This window comes from Sporolactobacillus sp. KGMB 08714, assembly GCF_036598985.1.
Classification (GTDB): domain Bacteria; phylum Bacillota; class Bacilli; order Bacillales; family Sporolactobacillaceae; genus Sporolactobacillus.
The window spans coordinates 137807-152161 of record NZ_JAUUBW010000034.1 but is presented as its reverse complement, the minus strand read 5'-3'; the positions used below and the strand labels follow the sequence as shown (position 1 = coordinate 152161).

Here is a 14355-nt window from a genome sequence, read left to right as displayed (position 1 = left end):
ATGCCTGTGAATGCTCCTTCGTTTTCTAAGCCCCGGCCAGAAAAAGTCAAAAAAAAAGAGAAACTTTCCGCGAGGCCGCTGAAAAGCATGTGTTTTTCAGCGGCCTCCTTTTCGTTCCTCTCTTTATGATTATTTCAAATTCAAAACGGTCACTTTCTGGCGGGACATCGAGAGCAGACTGTTGTGTATTCCCTGAACGCCCATTCCGGACGCTTTGACGCCGAGAAACGGGAAATGATCCGGCCCGCGCTCCGTACGTCCGTTAATCTGCACCGTACCGGCCTCAACCTGTCTGGCAACGGCAAGTGCCCGGTCAATATCCTGAGTAAAGATGCTGGCCTGCAGGCCAAATTCCGACTGGTTGGCTATTTCAACGGCTTCCCGATCCGATTTTACCCGGATAACAGGAAGGACGGGTCCGAACGGTTCAATCCAGGCAACATCCATATCTTTCGTCACATTGTCAAGCAGTGTCGGATAAATAAGATTATCCCTGCGCCGGTTGCCGGCAATGAGCGTCGCATTTCGGGCAAGTGCATCGTCGATCAGCCTCTGGACGAAGTCTGCCGATGGATCGTCGATCAGCGGCACAATCGTGCTGTCCTCTTCCGGGGATCCGACGGACAAGTTTTCAACCTCGTTTTTAAGCCTTGCAACCAGTCTGTCTGCAATCTTTTCATTGACGATCACACGCTTGATTGCCGTGCAGCGCTGACCGGAATAAGAGAACGCCCCGTTTATGATGCTCTTGACCGTAACATCCAGATCGGCGTCTTCACAGACAAGCGCCGGATCTTTTCCGCCAAGTTCAAGGACGAGCGGAATCATCGTCGATTGTTTTGACAAGCGGCGGCCGGTATTCGTCCCGCCGGTAAAACTGATCATGTTGATTCCCTTGTGCTCAACCAGATAGTCGCCGATCACCGAGCCGCGTCCGGTCGTCAGACTGAGCACCCCTTTGGGAAGGCCGGCCTTATCCAGCGCCTCAATCATCTTAATCCCGCTGATCGACCCTTGAGTCGCCGGTTTAAAAATGACTCCGTTTCCTGCCATCAGCGCCGGAGCAATCTTGGAAGCGGCTAGATTAACCGGATAATTAAACGGCGAAATCGCCAGCACGACACCTAGCGGCTCTCTCTCAACAATGCCCAGTTTTTTCTGCGATCCCCCCGGGAAGCCGTCGCCCCTCAGGCTTTCACCGTGCATGTGCAGCGCCTCCTGGACAGTGTATCTGATCAGATCGGCGGTCCTCACCACTTCTTTCCTTGAATCGCGATCGCTCTTGCCGACTTCGTGCATCACCGTTCCGGCGATTTCTTTTTCATTTTTAATAAGTTCATCGGCCCAGCGATCCAGAACGGCACCGCGTTCGTTCAATGACAGCGCCGCCCATTTTTTCTGGGCCTGATGGGCTGCACGAATAGCCGCATCCACTTCTTCCTGTGTCACCGCCTGGACAAAACCAATCGTTTCACGAAGATAAGGAGACTTTATGGCGATCGTCTGACCGGAAGAACTCTCTTCCCATTTTCCGCCTAAATAAGCCTTGTAGGTGGTCAACTCTGAAACATTTGAAGCCATACCCTTTCATTTCTCCTTTATTTGCCAATCCGAATCTGCGCATTGACAATTATTTTCTCTTCATTTAAAAATTTTAGAAAAATAGTTCAATATCATCATACGCATTATTACATGAAAATTTATTTTTATCCACCGTTATGCTTTGATGGAAATAGATAAACATTAACAGAAAAATTTAATTCGAATAAATCTTACCCTTTTAGCATCCTGGTTTAAAGCAAATTCACAGTATTGTAAAGAAATATAATTTCATTGTGATTCAAATCACAATACATAATTTATTTTATAATAATGTTCCGAACATTCATTTAATAAAGCGGCAGCTAGTCCGTCCAAGAAGAATAATATTCCCGACGCGGCTACCCCAAAAGGATCTGCCCAACCGAACGGTGCTCCCCCTGAAGATTTTCTTCCCGCCGGTCCTTCTGCAGCCGGCCGGGAGTGAACGAATGACGGCCAATCATCATCCGCGCGAAAACGCCCTGTAACCGTCTCCGGTCAACCTATTCAGCCGATCGAAACAATGATTGATCCGCTCCCGGCCTATGTATCTTCCTCTTTGCGGAATCCGGCTTTATCACGCTTCGCCCGCTGCCGCCTCATCTCTGTACTGGCAGGCGGCAGTGCCGGCGAAAAAGTAAAGGGGCTCATGGATCAGAGCTCCTTTTTAAAGTTCGGTTTCCTGTTCAATTTGTGTCAAATTAACAAACGGAGCCGCGAAGATGGCCAGGATAGCGACCGGCAGCCAGGCGATGATCAGAAAGAAAAAAGCGGCAACGTGCCTTTTTTTCCACATTTGCCAAAACGGCAGCACACCCAGCATCCATCCCGTTATCAATCCGATTATTCCATAACAGAGGAGAAGCTGCAGAGCGTATATTATCATTCATATCAACTCCGTCACCCTTTTTAACAGTTTATGCAGCGGCCGTAAAGGGGTGAAACAGAGAAGACAAAACGCCGGCTTTGCGAACCGTCAAAAACCTGTAACGGCACGTTCACGCCCGTTCATAGACAAAAAAAGTGTGCGGGAAAACATTCTTTCGATCAAGCGTCCCTTGTATTTCAGAGACAGGCCGCCACTTTTCTTCATCAAAAGCTGTGAAATAGGTATCTCCTTCAAATTCAGCATCAATACAAGTGATATACAGGCGGTCGGCATAAGCGATGAATGTCTCAAAAATCTGGGCGCCGCCGATAACAAAACATTCTTTGCCAAAAGAAATCCCGCTCTTCAGGAAATCTTCTGCAGAATGGAAGACAGCAACATTTTCATATCGAAACTCCGAATCACGCGTCAGTACTATATTCTTTCTTCCCGGAAGCGGTTTCCCGATCGACTCGAACGTTTTCCTGCCCATAATGACCGGATGGCCGGTCGTTATTTTTTTAAAATAGCGGAGATCGGCCGGCAGATGCCACGGCAAATCATTGCCGCGGCCGATCAGCCGGTTTCGGTCCATCGCCACAAGAAATGAAATCATACGGACACCTCACCTTTGATGTGCGGATAAGGATGATAGCCCTCGATGCTGAAATCGTCATAATCAAAGTCGAAAACAGACGGCACGTCGCGCAAAATTTTCAGCTCCGGCAGCGGGCGGGGCGTTCGCGATAATTGTTCTTTGACCTGACTGATGTGATTCAGGTAAATATGAGCATCGCCCAGTGTATGTATAAACTCTCCCGGTTCCAGCCCGGTTACATGAGCGATCATTTCCGTCAGCAGTGCATAGGAAGCAATATTAAATGGCACCCCGAGAAAAATATCGGCACTGCGCTGATAAAGCTGGCAGCTCAGCCTGCCGTCGTTGACATAAAACTGAAACAGGCAGTGGCACGGAGGCAGCGCCATGTCCGGAATATCCGCCGGATTCCATGCAGTAACAACCAGGCGGCGGGAGTCCGGGTGGTGTATAATCTGGTCTATCACATTTGAAATCTGATCAACGGTTCCGCCGTTTTTGCCGGGCCATGAGCGCCACTGGCGGCCGTAGACCGGACCGAGATTCCCGTTCTCATCCGCCCATTCGTTCCAGATACGGACGCCGTGATCCTGAAGATATTTTACATTGGTATCGCCCTTCAGGAACCAAAGCAGTTCATAAATAATTGATTTATAGTGCAGTTTCTTTGTCGTCAGCAGCGGAAAACCCTTTTGAAGATCGAAGCGCATCTGATAGCCGAAGAGGCTGATCGTTCCGGTCCCGGTCCGGTCCGATTTCCGGTGGCCTTCTTCCAGAACCTTTCGGCACAAATCCAAATACTGTTTCATGATTCCATCACCCCTCGTGTCTCTCTGCTCTCTATAGTATCATAATCCGACCGGGCCCGACATATCTGCCGGAACCGCGTTAACAAAATCATAATCATCCGCAGCCATGCATAGTCATGTTACAAGCACCGCTAAATGGGAGGAGAAAGCTATGAATGCCGACACGCAGCAGGGCAATCCTCTGAATCGTCTGCGCCGCGAGCATCCCGGCGCCTTGCAGGAAGAATGGACACAGCTCTGTCAGACAGACATGAAAAGCGCACTTAAGCTGATTAACGATCCGAAGCTTGAATTTCCGGCTTTGTTTACCCTGAGAGAACATTTAGAGAAGCGCGGAGAGGGTCTGAGTGCACGCAATCGCATTGTCCTCGCCCACATCCGCAATGTACTTCAGGGTGCCGATCTTGGGATTGACCTGAATGCCCCCTTCCCGGATCAACATGATCTTGTCGTCGGATCGCTCCTCTGGGTTCTTCGCACCGGATGGAAGAATATCCTTTCTACCGATTATACCCAGGTGATCGATCAGACGGCGATTCATATTCTGCACACGTACCATCATGATTGGATAAAAGAAATGATCGATCTGATTTTCTACCGTTATAAAAATAAAAGCCAGCGCCATTATTTAATCAGCGCCTTGCTGGAAACCGCAAACCCTGTTTGTCTCGTTTATCTTGCCAATTATCTTCTCTCGGAGCAGACTGTGGAAAGCGATTACGCCCGGCGCATGCTCTCTTTCATTCCGGAAGTGCGTCACGCACTGGATTGCCGGGCCGCTTTTTTTGTCTTTGAAGCCTGGTACGAAGAAAACGGGCACTATCTGGTGTATACGGGAGAGACGAACGACGCCGCCCCCGGCGCCAGGCCTTACCGGATCCATTACAGTGCTAAGTATCTTGGAAAAGCGGTCATTCCCCGGACCGGAGAGCCTATGCAGACACTTTTGCCGGAAGAAAAAAGAAATTACCTGGCTTTTTTAAAATTGCCCCTCAAAACACAAATCGCCCTTTCCCGCTTTTCCGGCCAACTGCGGAAGCAGCAGCCGGGAAATTGGCGATTCTGGATCGCACAGCCTCTGAATCAGCAGATCGGCACTCTCAAGGAACGCCGTTACGGGGAGGAAGGCGCATGATTATTGTGGAAGGTCAGACGCTTACGGCAGATGCAGCGGGGAGCTTCAGTGCGATCGGAGCAAATGCCTCGAAAATTTTTCAGGCCATGAGCGATTCATCAGAAATGTTTGTTTACCCATCCCGCCGCGAACTGACTTTTGAAATCAAATTCCGTTCTGAAACGATTGCCGCGGCGCGCGCGCTTCAGAACAGCCGGGCAGCATTCGCAACCTTTTACTACTCGGCATGCAATGAGCTTTTCTGGTCTCTGACCGGTGAAGGAGGTTTCGAACTGAGACCCGGACGGCAGCCTTCGGAAGCTATACGCGACATTTTTAGAAACGGAGACGCCTACGCCTTTGAATGCGCGACTGCCATGATGATTGTCTTTTATAAAGCGCTGATTGAGACTGTACGGGAAGAGCGCTTCAATGCCGTCTTTCAGCATCTCTATCTTTGGGATTGGCAGAATCATCCTTTTTTCCCTTTGAGAAACATAAATCACGTCGGATCCGGAATTCCCGGAGACATTCGTTACTTTAAAAATCCCGAGGTCAATCCCCAGACACCGCAGTGGCAGGGCGAGAATGCGGTCGATCTGTCGAACCATCTCTACTTCGGCCACGGCATCGGCATTCTTCCCGCCGAACAGATCATTGCGGAACTGAACAAATATCGAAGAAGAGGCGCCGAGATTTCCGCCTTTCTGATGCCCGGCGCCACCCGTCCGGATTATCTGGCACTTTCAGAGCTTGACGCCGGAGGGCAGACAGATGTCATAAGAATCGCGGCAGGGACATCGACTTATACTTTTTAGAGAGTTTTCAAACATTGCTTTCAACGAAAGTTTGTTCAAGAACGCTTTCATAAATAGCATTTTACGATAAAGATCAGACGTTTTGAAAGAAATTGTTCCTAAATAAATGCGTCTTTAACCAGATTAAACAGATTGGTGTTCAGTTTTTAATCATTTTTGCTTAAAGTCTTCAATAATACTTTAAGCACAATCTTTTACAATGTTTAAGTATAGTTTTCAGTATGCCCGAGGGCTGAATAAAGCGGGTTTATATGCGATTTTTTGATCCCTTATTCATCAGCTCCGCTATTTGTTTTGAATTTGGACTCCCTTCATTTTGCAGTTTTTCAATGATATTAATATAATCCGTCTCACTTCGGTTCTGGCTTAATTTATAAGCGGCCTGAATCTCTTTTACTTTAATTTTAAATCCAACGATTCCTTTCAGTTCACTTTCTAAGAGTTCAGGAGAAAGTTTATCCCATAGAACAGGATGTTCCCGATTTTGCTCATAATGTTCCATCATTTTTGTTAATTCTTCGATTAATTCATTTTTCTCTAAAATGCTTGCTTTGCCATATACATGGACGGCCTGGTAATTCCATGTCGGAACTTCTTCATGCCCATACCATGAAGAAGAGATGTAAGCGTCCGGTCCCTGAAACATCACAAGCACATCATTACACGCTTCAAATGTTCTCCACTGAGGATTTCCATAAGCCATATGACCGCTAATATAGAAGTCATCGCCTTTTTTAGTGAACCCAAAGGGCATATGTGTCGCTATCGGCTTCCCCTGTTCCGTTGTGATAATCGTGCCAAAGGAGTTTTTTTGAACAAAATTCCAGATTTCATCAACATTTGTGACCTTAAAACATTTTGGAATATACATTATAATCCGCCTCTCAAAAAAGTCATAGGAGTATTCGGGTCATTATAAAATCCTTTTGTTCTTCATCTCCCATATAAAAAAAGTGGGCTCCCGTTTGAATAAACCCCATTTTCTGATAAAAGGCAAGAGCCTTTTCATTTTTTTCCCATACGCCCAGCCAGATTTTCTTTTTATTGCGTTCCATCGCAAACTTTACAGCCTCATTTAACAGATATCTGCCAAGTCCATGTTTTTGAAATTCATTTTTTATATAGATTCTCTCGATTTCAAGTGCTTCATCACCCATTTCTTCAGACTGGGCATTATTGATGTTGACTTTTAAATACCCGGCAATTTCATTATCCAAATAAACAAAAAAGAATTGCGAGGAAATATCGGATAACTCTTTTCCCAAGCGTTTTAAGTTAAACGCCTTCTCCAAATAGGCATTTATGTTTTCGGGTGAATTCTGATGCACAAATGTTTCATTAAATGTTTCATAACTCATTCTTTGAAGTATGAGTAAGTCTTCAAATGTGCATTTTTTTATTTTTACAGCCATTTCCGCGACCCTTCTATATTCTCAATAATTTCTTTTGTTCCCCTTCTTGACAAATTCCCAATCCTTTTCAACATTTTTTCTTACCCTCTGAAGAAGATTGGAAATAGCTTCTGCTTCTTTTTCGGAAAATCCGGCCAATGCAACGAGATTAGAATAGTCATTTTCTCGTTTTATAAAAGGATAAATCTTTTGCCCCTTCTCTGTCACAAAGAGTTTTTTTATCTTCTTGTTATGCTTATCGTCCTTCTTTTCAATAAAATCATTCAATTCAAGTTTTTTTACAGCATGAGCCGCTGTTGTCCGGTCCACTTTTATCATCCCGGCTAACTTTTCCTGAATGATCCCCGGGTTTTCACATATCCGCACAAGGTACAAATACTGCCCTTTTGTAAGATCATATTCTTTAAATTCTATATTGCTTATGGAATCTAACGCCCTGGCTATCATTCCGATTTCACGAAGAATTTCCTTCATAATGAACTCCTTAACATCATTTTAGTTGCAAATAAAGATTACTTTAACTATGATGTTTGCATTCGCGGCAAAAATTGATCCAGGTTATAGTGAGTCATCATTCATGATGACTTAATCCAAAAGGGGTAAAAGAACGATGAAATCGGAACAAGAAAAGTAAGGATAGTTGCTGCATATCATTATCTAAGCAAGATCCAATACCTTCATCGCATCATTCATAAAACAGACGACCTGGTGCTGTTTGCCAAAAAGCGGCAAAACACGTAAGCATAATAAAAATAGTCCGCCTCTAAACGGATCTCGTTATGATTCCGTTCAGAGACTTATACTCAGTGGAAGGCGCCGGTTCTCATCGCTTCGCCTCAATTGATACTTCTTTATTGTTAATATCAAGAATTGAAATGACGCATGTTCCCCCTAAATTATCCTGAACCGATGCCGCCAGGTCTTTTAAAGCATTTTCCAACGTATTCAATCTTCTTTCATCAACTAACTCAATACACAAAAAAGCATTCTCTGTCTTTTCCGTAAGCATCGTTCTCACGGATTCGCGCCAATTCCAGCACCTGCAAATGGCTCCGCCATCATCTTTGTATACGATCTCACCCTCATAGGGCGGTTCGTTTTTATCCGTTCCTAATGTAACAAAGTTTTCAATTCCCGCTGCTTTAGTCAATCTGATATTACCCGCAAAGGTATCTATATCTTCACCGCCGCAAGGCAGCGCATATCTCAAAGAAATAGAATTATATATATCGACCAATGGATTAATCGTTCCCAAATGTTTCCCTTTATACACTCGTTTTAATAGTGCCTCAACAGAGGATCTTGCACCTTTTTTGGTTTTAAACTTTCGAAATGCCTCTCTCCATACTTTAACTGCTTCAATACTGCTGAATTCTTCCGCATGCTCCAGATAGTGCAAGGCTTCCCTTTCCGAATTATAGATGATATCCTGATATTTATTTTTATCCTTTATAGAGTTATCAATGCCGTTGCAAATAACAGTACCAATTCTTGCATCCGGAAATGTACTCCAGAATTGATCTTCGATAACAAACTTTTTCATTTAAAAATGCCTCCTCGACTTTAAAATTCGTTCAAGATACTATAGTGCCGGTCAGTAAACTTTAAATTCTGCAGAATAACAATTCCCTTGCCGTTGCCGATTCCATGAAGAAATGTCTTCCATTATTTTTATTGCAAATGCATCAAAAAGGCATATATTAAATATAGTTTAATTCCGTTGCATTTGCAACAATACATGTGATCATGTTGGCCTTTCTTTAATAATCTCGATCAAGTCACTGTCTTTAACACTCCTCATCAATATTTCTGCAGACTATTGTCCACACCGTGCAGTTTCATTATTTCAAACATAATCATTATTCTTTTTTAAAATATACTCCGTGTCTTTTTTTAACTGAAAAATATTTGTTTAACGAAGGATTATATACTGCTTCAAAACCTTACGGAGGCACACTTTATTAATGGAACGCCATTGAGAGAGCCGGCTGATCCTGCGAAAAGGGAACTTGGCCGGTCAGGTCATCAATTTTCAGACAATATTAGAGATGATGGTGTCTGGATCTGGTCAAAAACAAAGAAAACAACTTCTCGATTTTCTAGTGTTTCAATCTGCAGCTTCCTCCGTCATCCGTTCATTAATAAATAAAAATCGGGGAAATTGAGCTTAAATTCGGGCATAATAAAAGCATCCTGACTAGAGGATGCGTGATTTTCCATCTTAATAATCATCGTTATCTCATGTATTGCAAAAATTCAGCAGGTGTACAGCATTTAAATGGTGCATTGCCCAAATCCAACATCCCGCTTTTGCCATCCATTGTGACTAAATAATCTGTTTCAGTCGAATAAGCTAATTCTATAAACATATCGTCATCATGATCTTTAATAGATGGGAGAGATGATTTATCTATATGTCGTGTATTGACAGATTTCCCATAATAGAAAACATCTGCCAATAAACGTAAAACATTTAACTTTGCCTCTTCATCCCAATTTGCCGAGTTGGCACTTCGTTTAACTACATACATTAATTCGCCAATTGTATTTTGAGAAAAAAGCAATCGAATGTTGAATTGCTGTAAATTGGATATAATATCCAGGCACTCTAATTCAGTGTCCTGTTTAAAAAAAGCATTCACAAAAATATTAGTATCAATAATAACTTTATCTGCCATTTCTATATTCTTTAACCACTTTCAAAACATCATCATATGTTTGCCCATGTTTTTTCATTTGCTGCTGTGCGATGCGGCGGATATTAAGTAAAGAGTCAGATATTTTTTTATTGCTTTCAGCAATTTTTACTGCTGACATATCTTCACGCTCCTCTTTATCACACATGACCAACACCGCCTAATATATAGTGGTATTAGTATACGTTCAATTTCTATTAAATTATACTACATGCAGTAAATAAAAGTATATAACTTTAATCGCTAATTTCCACAGTCCGGTCGATCATTGCTCTATATATACCTATACCTTATCAGGTATCCACCTTCCAGCAGCTTCTTAATCCGCTTTTCTTTTCCGTCCTTGATATACCTGAAATGCTTTCTCAGGTGTATCCATATCCCAGGGCATCTTATTCCAGTTAATTAATTGTGCTTTAAATGTATCCACATATCTATTCACGCCAGCCGGCAGCAGCCCTCCGTCATTCGAATGGCTTGTAAAAAATGAACTCAGTTCGTGAGGAACAAAACAGCCTGTTTAGGAAACAAATCTTGTTGCCTTTAACAAGGATACCTTTGTCTCATCCCATCTTATGCCCGGTTATAATATCATTCAGCAAAGTTCCGGAAGTTGTGCCATTCATCGACAACAGAACAATTTTTGCTGCTTCGCCAGTTTTTATCATCGGAATTTATACTTGTTCGTCGATTCATATTGTTCCATGTGAAATAGACTTTACTGCTTTTCGTTGAATGATACTTGCCAGCCTTCCAGATCCATTTCTTATGCGTAAAAAAACAATTCTATTTTCATTGTTCGAAATCTTTACCAAAACGCCATCTTTATTTCATATTTAAATGATTGGGTCCATTATACATACCTTTGGCCTGGCTATGGCACATATCATTCGCAATATAAAAAATCCGCATCCAAAATAAAGCACCCTCATTGACTCATTCAACAAATGAAGATGCCGGTCTTTACTGCGAATCATTTATGTTACAAATGCGGGTTGGGAATTAACTATTTGTTACTTAACCGGCGTTGCATCTTTTTGATCTTCCCGCTCCAAATACCAGCGGTTGCGCGGATGTTTCCGGCAGGCATCGCTGCAGGAACGCTGATATTTTTTCTCGCACGCTTCACAGCAAATATACTGCCGGTTGCATTCGGGATTCGCACAGTTGACGATCCGGTCAGTCGGCCTGCCGCAATGATGGCAGCGGCCGATCACTACATCTTCATCCGTACGATTGACCGGTACAGATATGCGCTGATCAAACACATAGCATTTGCCGTCGTAAAGTTTCCCTTTCACTTCCGGGTCTTTGCCGTACGTAACGATGCCGCCGTCCAGCTGGCCGACATCCTTGAATCCGGCCCTGATCAAGTACCCGCTGAATTTCTCGCAGCGGATGCCGCCGGTGCAGTAGGTCAGCACTTTTTTATCCTTTTGATCTGACAGGTTCTGCTCAATCCAATGAGGCAGATCGCGGAAAGTCTTAATTTCGGGCAATATCGCATTTCTAAAATGGCCGATCTGCGTTTCATAGTCGTTGCGCGCGTCAATAACAATCGTATTCTCATCCCGAAGCGCTTCGTAAAATTCCTTCGGTTTAAGATGTTTCCCGGTCAGCCGCTGCGGATCGATATCATTTTCAAGCTTGAACGCAACAATTTCTTTTCGCGGCCGGACGTGCATTTTCTTAAATGCATGGCCGCCGGCTTCATCGATTTTAAATGCCATATTCCTAAAACGCGGATCGCGGTGCAGCGTATCCATGTAAATCTGCGTCTGCTCCGCCGGCCCGGACAATGTGCCGTTCAACCCCTCCTTTGCAACCAGAACCCGGCCCCTCAATCCGAGACGCTTACAAAAATCCAGATGCTTCTTAGCAAAAATGGCCGGATCGTCAATGGCCACATATTGGTAAATACGATAAGGTTTTTCTAACTCAGTCATTCTTCACACCCCGCTCAGAATTCATCCGATCCTGCTCTTCCTGCAGAAATCGTAAAGAACATTTCATATCCTATCAAAAATTCATCTCAGTGACAAATATCACATTTTTTGGTTGCTCGGCCCGCTGATAAATACAGACAAGGATATTTCATCAAAGCAGCACGAACAGCATGCTTCTGCTGAATTATAGCTGCCATGTAAAAAGGTTGTTTATTCATGGGCCGGATTCAATCTGAAAATGCTTTTTTCAGTTAAGAAAAAAACTATCGTGCAGCTGACGGATTGCGCAGCCATCCGATCGAATTCAGAAGGCTGAACCAAGCATGAGACGGCCGCTCCGAAGCGAGAGTCGCGCCGAATTGCTGAAAACTCGCGCCGAATCATCGGGAAGTCGCTCCGAAATTGAGCGATCGCACCGAATGCGGTCAGAGACGCACCGAAACGCCGAAATGTTGCTCCGAATCATCAGGAAGTCGCTCCGAAATTGAGCGGCCGCTCCGAAGCGAGAGTCGCTCCGAATCACTTAAATATTGCGCCGAATTGCTGAAAACTCGCGCCGAGTCATTGGGAAGTCGCTCCGAAATTGAGCGATCGCACCGAATGCGGTCAGAGACGCACTGAAACGCCGAAATGTCGCTCCGAAGCGATCGAGAGTTGCTCCGAATTGTTGAAAACTCGCGCCGAATCGGACAAGAGTCGCTCCAAATTGCTGAAAATTCGCGCCGAAAGCTCAAGTTGAATCCGGCCGAATCAGCCTGACAAAAAATTCATCGTCCCATATTATCACGGCTTTTTATTTCAGTCGATTCACCGTCCGACGCTGCTGCACAATCACCAATTCTCAGTAAAGGACTGATATGGATTTTAATAGACTTGCTCATTTTAAGAATTAATTTTTCTTTTTAGACGGCCTGAACAGGAATCGTTTTTTTTACGTCCAGTAAGCACTCCTATGTAACAAAGCACCGTATTTGCATCTGTGTCAGCTATGGTTCTTCCGCTAGAATGCCTCCGCATCTGAGCACTCCCCCTGCACTTAAAATCCAGAGATTCGTTGCTGCGACTTAACTGCTGCCGGTCTACAAGGAGATACCTTATTTTTTGAAAAGGGGCACATGGTGAAGGAAGGCGAATCAATCGAACAAGCCGGGACGATTCAGGATGCAAAGAGCATCATCTTCTGGTATAGTCAAAAACGGGAACGATAACTAACAAAAAAAGAGAGCGGGTTGCGGGAATGACTTATGATGTGATTGTAGTAGGCGGCGGTCCGGCCGGCTTAATGGCTTCGATCGCAGCAGCGGAGAACGGAGCCGAAGTTCTGCTTCTTGACAAGGGAGACAAACTCGGCAGAAAACTGGCCATTTCAGGGGGCGGACGCTGCAATGTGACAAATGCGATGCCGATCGATCAGCTGATCCGGAACATTCCGGGCAATGGAAGATTTTTATACAGCGCCCTTTCGGCATTCAGCAACCGCGATATTATCGCTTTCTTTGAAAAACTGGGGATCCGCCTGAAAGAGGAAGACCACGGGAGGGTTTTCCCTGTCTCAAACAGTGCTCTTTCGGTGGTTCAAGCACTGCTTAAAAAGGTCCGGGCACTCCGGGTAGCAATCACAGTCAACCAGCCCGTGCAGGCCGTTCTGTACCGGGAAAGTGTACAAGGAGTAAAAACAGCCGCGGGTGAAAAAATACCGGCCCGCTGTGTGATTGTTGCGGTCGGCGGAAAATCGGTCCCGCAGACCGGCTCTACAGGCGACGGCTACGCGTGGGCGAAAGCTGCCGGCCATACTGTTACTGATCTCTATCCCACCGAAGTGCCGCTGACATCAGCCGAACCCTTCATTCAGTCAAAGATTCTGCAGGGCCTTTCTCTGCGTGATGCCGCCGCTACCCTGGTCGATCCTCACGGGAAGCCGATCCAGACGCACCGCTGGGATATATTGTTTACACATTTCGGCTTGTCCGGTCCGGCAATTTTAAGACTCAGCCAGTTTGTCGTTAAAGCCCTGAAAAAATTCAAAACAGCCGATGTAATCGTCAAAATTGATCCGCTCCCCGATCTGAATGAACAGGAGCTCTTTGATCTGCTTTTTCAAAAAGCGGAAGCAGAACCGAAAAAGGCGATCAAAAACATCTGGAAAGGGATCGTTCCGGAACGCTATCTGACTTTTTTATTCGGACAGATTCATCTGTCTTCCGAAAAGAATTTTCATGAGCTTTCTAAAAACGAAATCCGCCGCATGGCAGCAATCCTCAAATCATTTCCCGTCAGGATCAACGGGAGCCTGTCGATCGAAAGAGCGTTCATTACGGGAGGCGGTGTTTCACTGAAAGAAATCAATCCGAAAACGATGGAATCCAAAATCATGCCCGGCCTTTTTTTCTGCGGAGAAATCATGGATATTCACGGCTACACGGGGGGCTATAATATTACTTCCGCATTCGTTACCGGTCACGCAGCAGGCGTTGCGGCGGCAGCGAAAAAGCAGAACCTTTTCTTCAATTAAA

The 14355-nt window shown here is 44.8% G+C and carries 14 protein-coding genes; 3 read left to right on the top strand and 11 right to left on the bottom strand.

Features of this window, described 5'->3' with window-relative positions; genetic code table 11:
- Positions 1 to 129 precede the first annotated feature (129 nt).
- The 4 genes from Q6A92_RS14855 to Q6A92_RS14840 form a co-directional block, all read right to left on the bottom strand.
- Positions 130 to 1581, bottom strand: coding sequence for an NADP-dependent glyceraldehyde-3-phosphate dehydrogenase (locus Q6A92_RS14855; protein WP_332238574.1), 1452 nt, complete (start codon positions 1579 to 1581; stop codon positions 130 to 132).
- A 667-nt stretch (positions 1582 to 2248) separates the two neighbouring features.
- Positions 2249 to 2467 carry a hypothetical protein gene (locus Q6A92_RS14850; protein ID WP_274399613.1) on the bottom strand — a complete coding sequence of 73 codons (219 nt, stop codon included), beginning with the start codon at positions 2465 to 2467 and terminating at the stop codon, positions 2249 to 2251.
- Between the two features lie 112 nt (positions 2468 to 2579).
- Positions 2580 to 3065, bottom strand: a complete 486-nt coding sequence (locus Q6A92_RS14845; RefSeq protein WP_274399614.1) for a dihydrofolate reductase — start codon at positions 3063 to 3065, stop codon at positions 2580 to 2582.
- Positions 3062 to 3856, bottom strand: a complete 795-nt coding sequence (locus Q6A92_RS14840; protein ID WP_274399615.1) for a thymidylate synthase — start codon at positions 3854 to 3856, stop codon at positions 3062 to 3064. The genes Q6A92_RS14845 and Q6A92_RS14840 overlap by 4 nt, the downstream gene beginning before the upstream one ends.
- A gap of 151 nt (positions 3857 to 4007) precedes the next feature.
- On the opposite strand from Q6A92_RS14840, the gene Q6A92_RS14835 reads away from it, so the two are divergent.
- Together Q6A92_RS14835 and Q6A92_RS14830 are read left to right on the top strand one after the other, a co-directional pair.
- Positions 4008 to 4991, top strand: coding sequence for a hypothetical protein (locus Q6A92_RS14835; RefSeq protein WP_332238573.1), 984 nt, complete (start codon positions 4008 to 4010; stop codon positions 4989 to 4991).
- Positions 4988 to 5788, top strand: a complete 801-nt coding sequence (locus Q6A92_RS14830; protein WP_274399618.1) for a protein-glutamine gamma-glutamyltransferase — start codon at positions 4988 to 4990, stop codon at positions 5786 to 5788. The genes Q6A92_RS14835 and Q6A92_RS14830 overlap by 4 nt, the downstream gene beginning before the upstream one ends.
- A 247-nt stretch (positions 5789 to 6035) precedes the next feature.
- Here Q6A92_RS14830 and Q6A92_RS14825 read toward each other — a convergent pair whose 3' ends face one another.
- The 7 genes from Q6A92_RS14825 to trhO form a co-directional block, all read right to left on the bottom strand.
- Positions 6036 to 6659 carry an FMN-binding negative transcriptional regulator gene (locus tag Q6A92_RS14825; protein WP_332238572.1) on the bottom strand — a complete coding sequence of 208 codons (624 nt, stop codon included), beginning with the start codon at positions 6657 to 6659 and terminating at the stop codon, positions 6036 to 6038.
- Positions 6660 to 6681: 22 nt separating this feature from the next.
- On the bottom strand, positions 6682 to 7200 hold the full coding sequence (locus Q6A92_RS14820) for a GNAT family N-acetyltransferase (protein WP_332238571.1): 519 nt from the start codon (positions 7198 to 7200) through the stop codon (positions 6682 to 6684).
- A 21-nt stretch (positions 7201 to 7221) separates the two neighbouring features.
- Positions 7222 to 7674: a MarR family winged helix-turn-helix transcriptional regulator gene (locus Q6A92_RS14815; protein WP_332238570.1), complete on the bottom strand. Its 453-nt coding sequence runs from the start codon at positions 7672 to 7674 to the stop codon at positions 7222 to 7224.
- Positions 7675 to 8023: 349 nt separating this feature from the next.
- Positions 8024 to 8743: a B3/B4 domain-containing protein gene (locus Q6A92_RS14810; RefSeq protein ID WP_332238569.1), complete on the bottom strand. Its 720-nt coding sequence runs from the start codon at positions 8741 to 8743 to the stop codon at positions 8024 to 8026.
- Positions 8744 to 9434: 691 nt separating this feature from the next.
- Positions 9435 to 9878 carry a putative toxin-antitoxin system toxin component, PIN family gene (locus Q6A92_RS14805; protein WP_274400692.1) on the bottom strand — a complete coding sequence of 148 codons (444 nt, stop codon included), beginning with the start codon at positions 9876 to 9878 and terminating at the stop codon, positions 9435 to 9437.
- Positions 9868 to 10044, bottom strand: a complete 177-nt coding sequence (locus tag Q6A92_RS14800; protein WP_274400694.1) for a hypothetical protein — start codon at positions 10042 to 10044, stop codon at positions 9868 to 9870. Before Q6A92_RS14800 ends, Q6A92_RS14805 begins: the two co-directional genes overlap by 11 nt.
- Positions 10045 to 10909: 865 nt before the next feature.
- Entirely contained in the window at positions 10910 to 11842 is a 933-nt protein-coding gene (gene trhO, locus Q6A92_RS14795) for an oxygen-dependent tRNA uridine(34) hydroxylase TrhO (RefSeq protein WP_332238568.1), read from the bottom strand.
- A gap of 1237 nt (positions 11843 to 13079) precedes the next feature.
- Between trhO and Q6A92_RS14790 the strand changes: the two genes are divergently transcribed.
- Positions 13080 to 14354 carry an NAD(P)/FAD-dependent oxidoreductase gene (locus Q6A92_RS14790; protein WP_332238567.1) on the top strand — a complete coding sequence of 425 codons (1275 nt, stop codon included), beginning with the start codon at positions 13080 to 13082 and terminating at the stop codon, positions 14352 to 14354.
- Position 14355: the final 1 nt, after the last annotated feature.

Coding starts and splice junctions, on each gene's coding strand:
- Q6A92_RS14835 (WP_332238573.1), top strand. CDS start 4,008: ATGAATGCCGACACGCAGCAGGGCAATCCTCTGAATCGTCTGCGCCGC.
- Q6A92_RS14855 (WP_332238574.1), bottom strand. CDS start 1,581: ATGGCTTCAAATGTTTCAGAGTTGACCACCTACAAGGCTTATTTAGGC.
- Q6A92_RS14800 (WP_274400694.1), bottom strand. CDS start 10,044: ATGTGTGATAAAGAGGAGCGTGAAGATATGTCAGCAGTAAAAATTGCT.
- Q6A92_RS14810 (WP_332238569.1), bottom strand. CDS start 8,743: ATGAAAAAGTTTGTTATCGAAGATCAATTCTGGAGTACATTTCCGGAT.
- Q6A92_RS14825 (WP_332238572.1), bottom strand. CDS start 6,659: ATGTATATTCCAAAATGTTTTAAGGTCACAAATGTTGATGAAATCTGG.
- Q6A92_RS14845 (WP_274399614.1), bottom strand. CDS start 3,065: ATGATTTCATTTCTTGTGGCGATGGACCGAAACCGGCTGATCGGCCGC.
- Q6A92_RS14815 (WP_332238570.1), bottom strand. CDS start 7,674: ATGAAGGAAATTCTTCGTGAAATCGGAATGATAGCCAGGGCGTTAGAT.
- Q6A92_RS14830 (WP_274399618.1), top strand. CDS start 4,988: ATGATTATTGTGGAAGGTCAGACGCTTACGGCAGATGCAGCGGGGAGC.
- Q6A92_RS14805 (WP_274400692.1), bottom strand. CDS start 9,878: ATGGCAGATAAAGTTATTATTGATACTAATATTTTTGTGAATGCTTTT.
- trhO (WP_332238568.1), bottom strand. CDS start 11,842: ATGACTGAGTTAGAAAAACCTTATCGTATTTACCAATATGTGGCCATT.
- Q6A92_RS14790 (WP_332238567.1), top strand. CDS start 13,080: ATGACTTATGATGTGATTGTAGTAGGCGGCGGTCCGGCCGGCTTAATG.
- Q6A92_RS14820 (WP_332238571.1), bottom strand. CDS start 7,200: ATGGCTGTAAAAATAAAAAAATGCACATTTGAAGACTTACTCATACTT.
- Q6A92_RS14850 (WP_274399613.1), bottom strand. CDS start 2,467: ATGATAATATACGCTCTGCAGCTTCTCCTCTGTTATGGAATAATCGGA.
- Q6A92_RS14840 (WP_274399615.1), bottom strand. CDS start 3,856: ATGAAACAGTATTTGGATTTGTGCCGAAAGGTTCTGGAAGAAGGCCAC.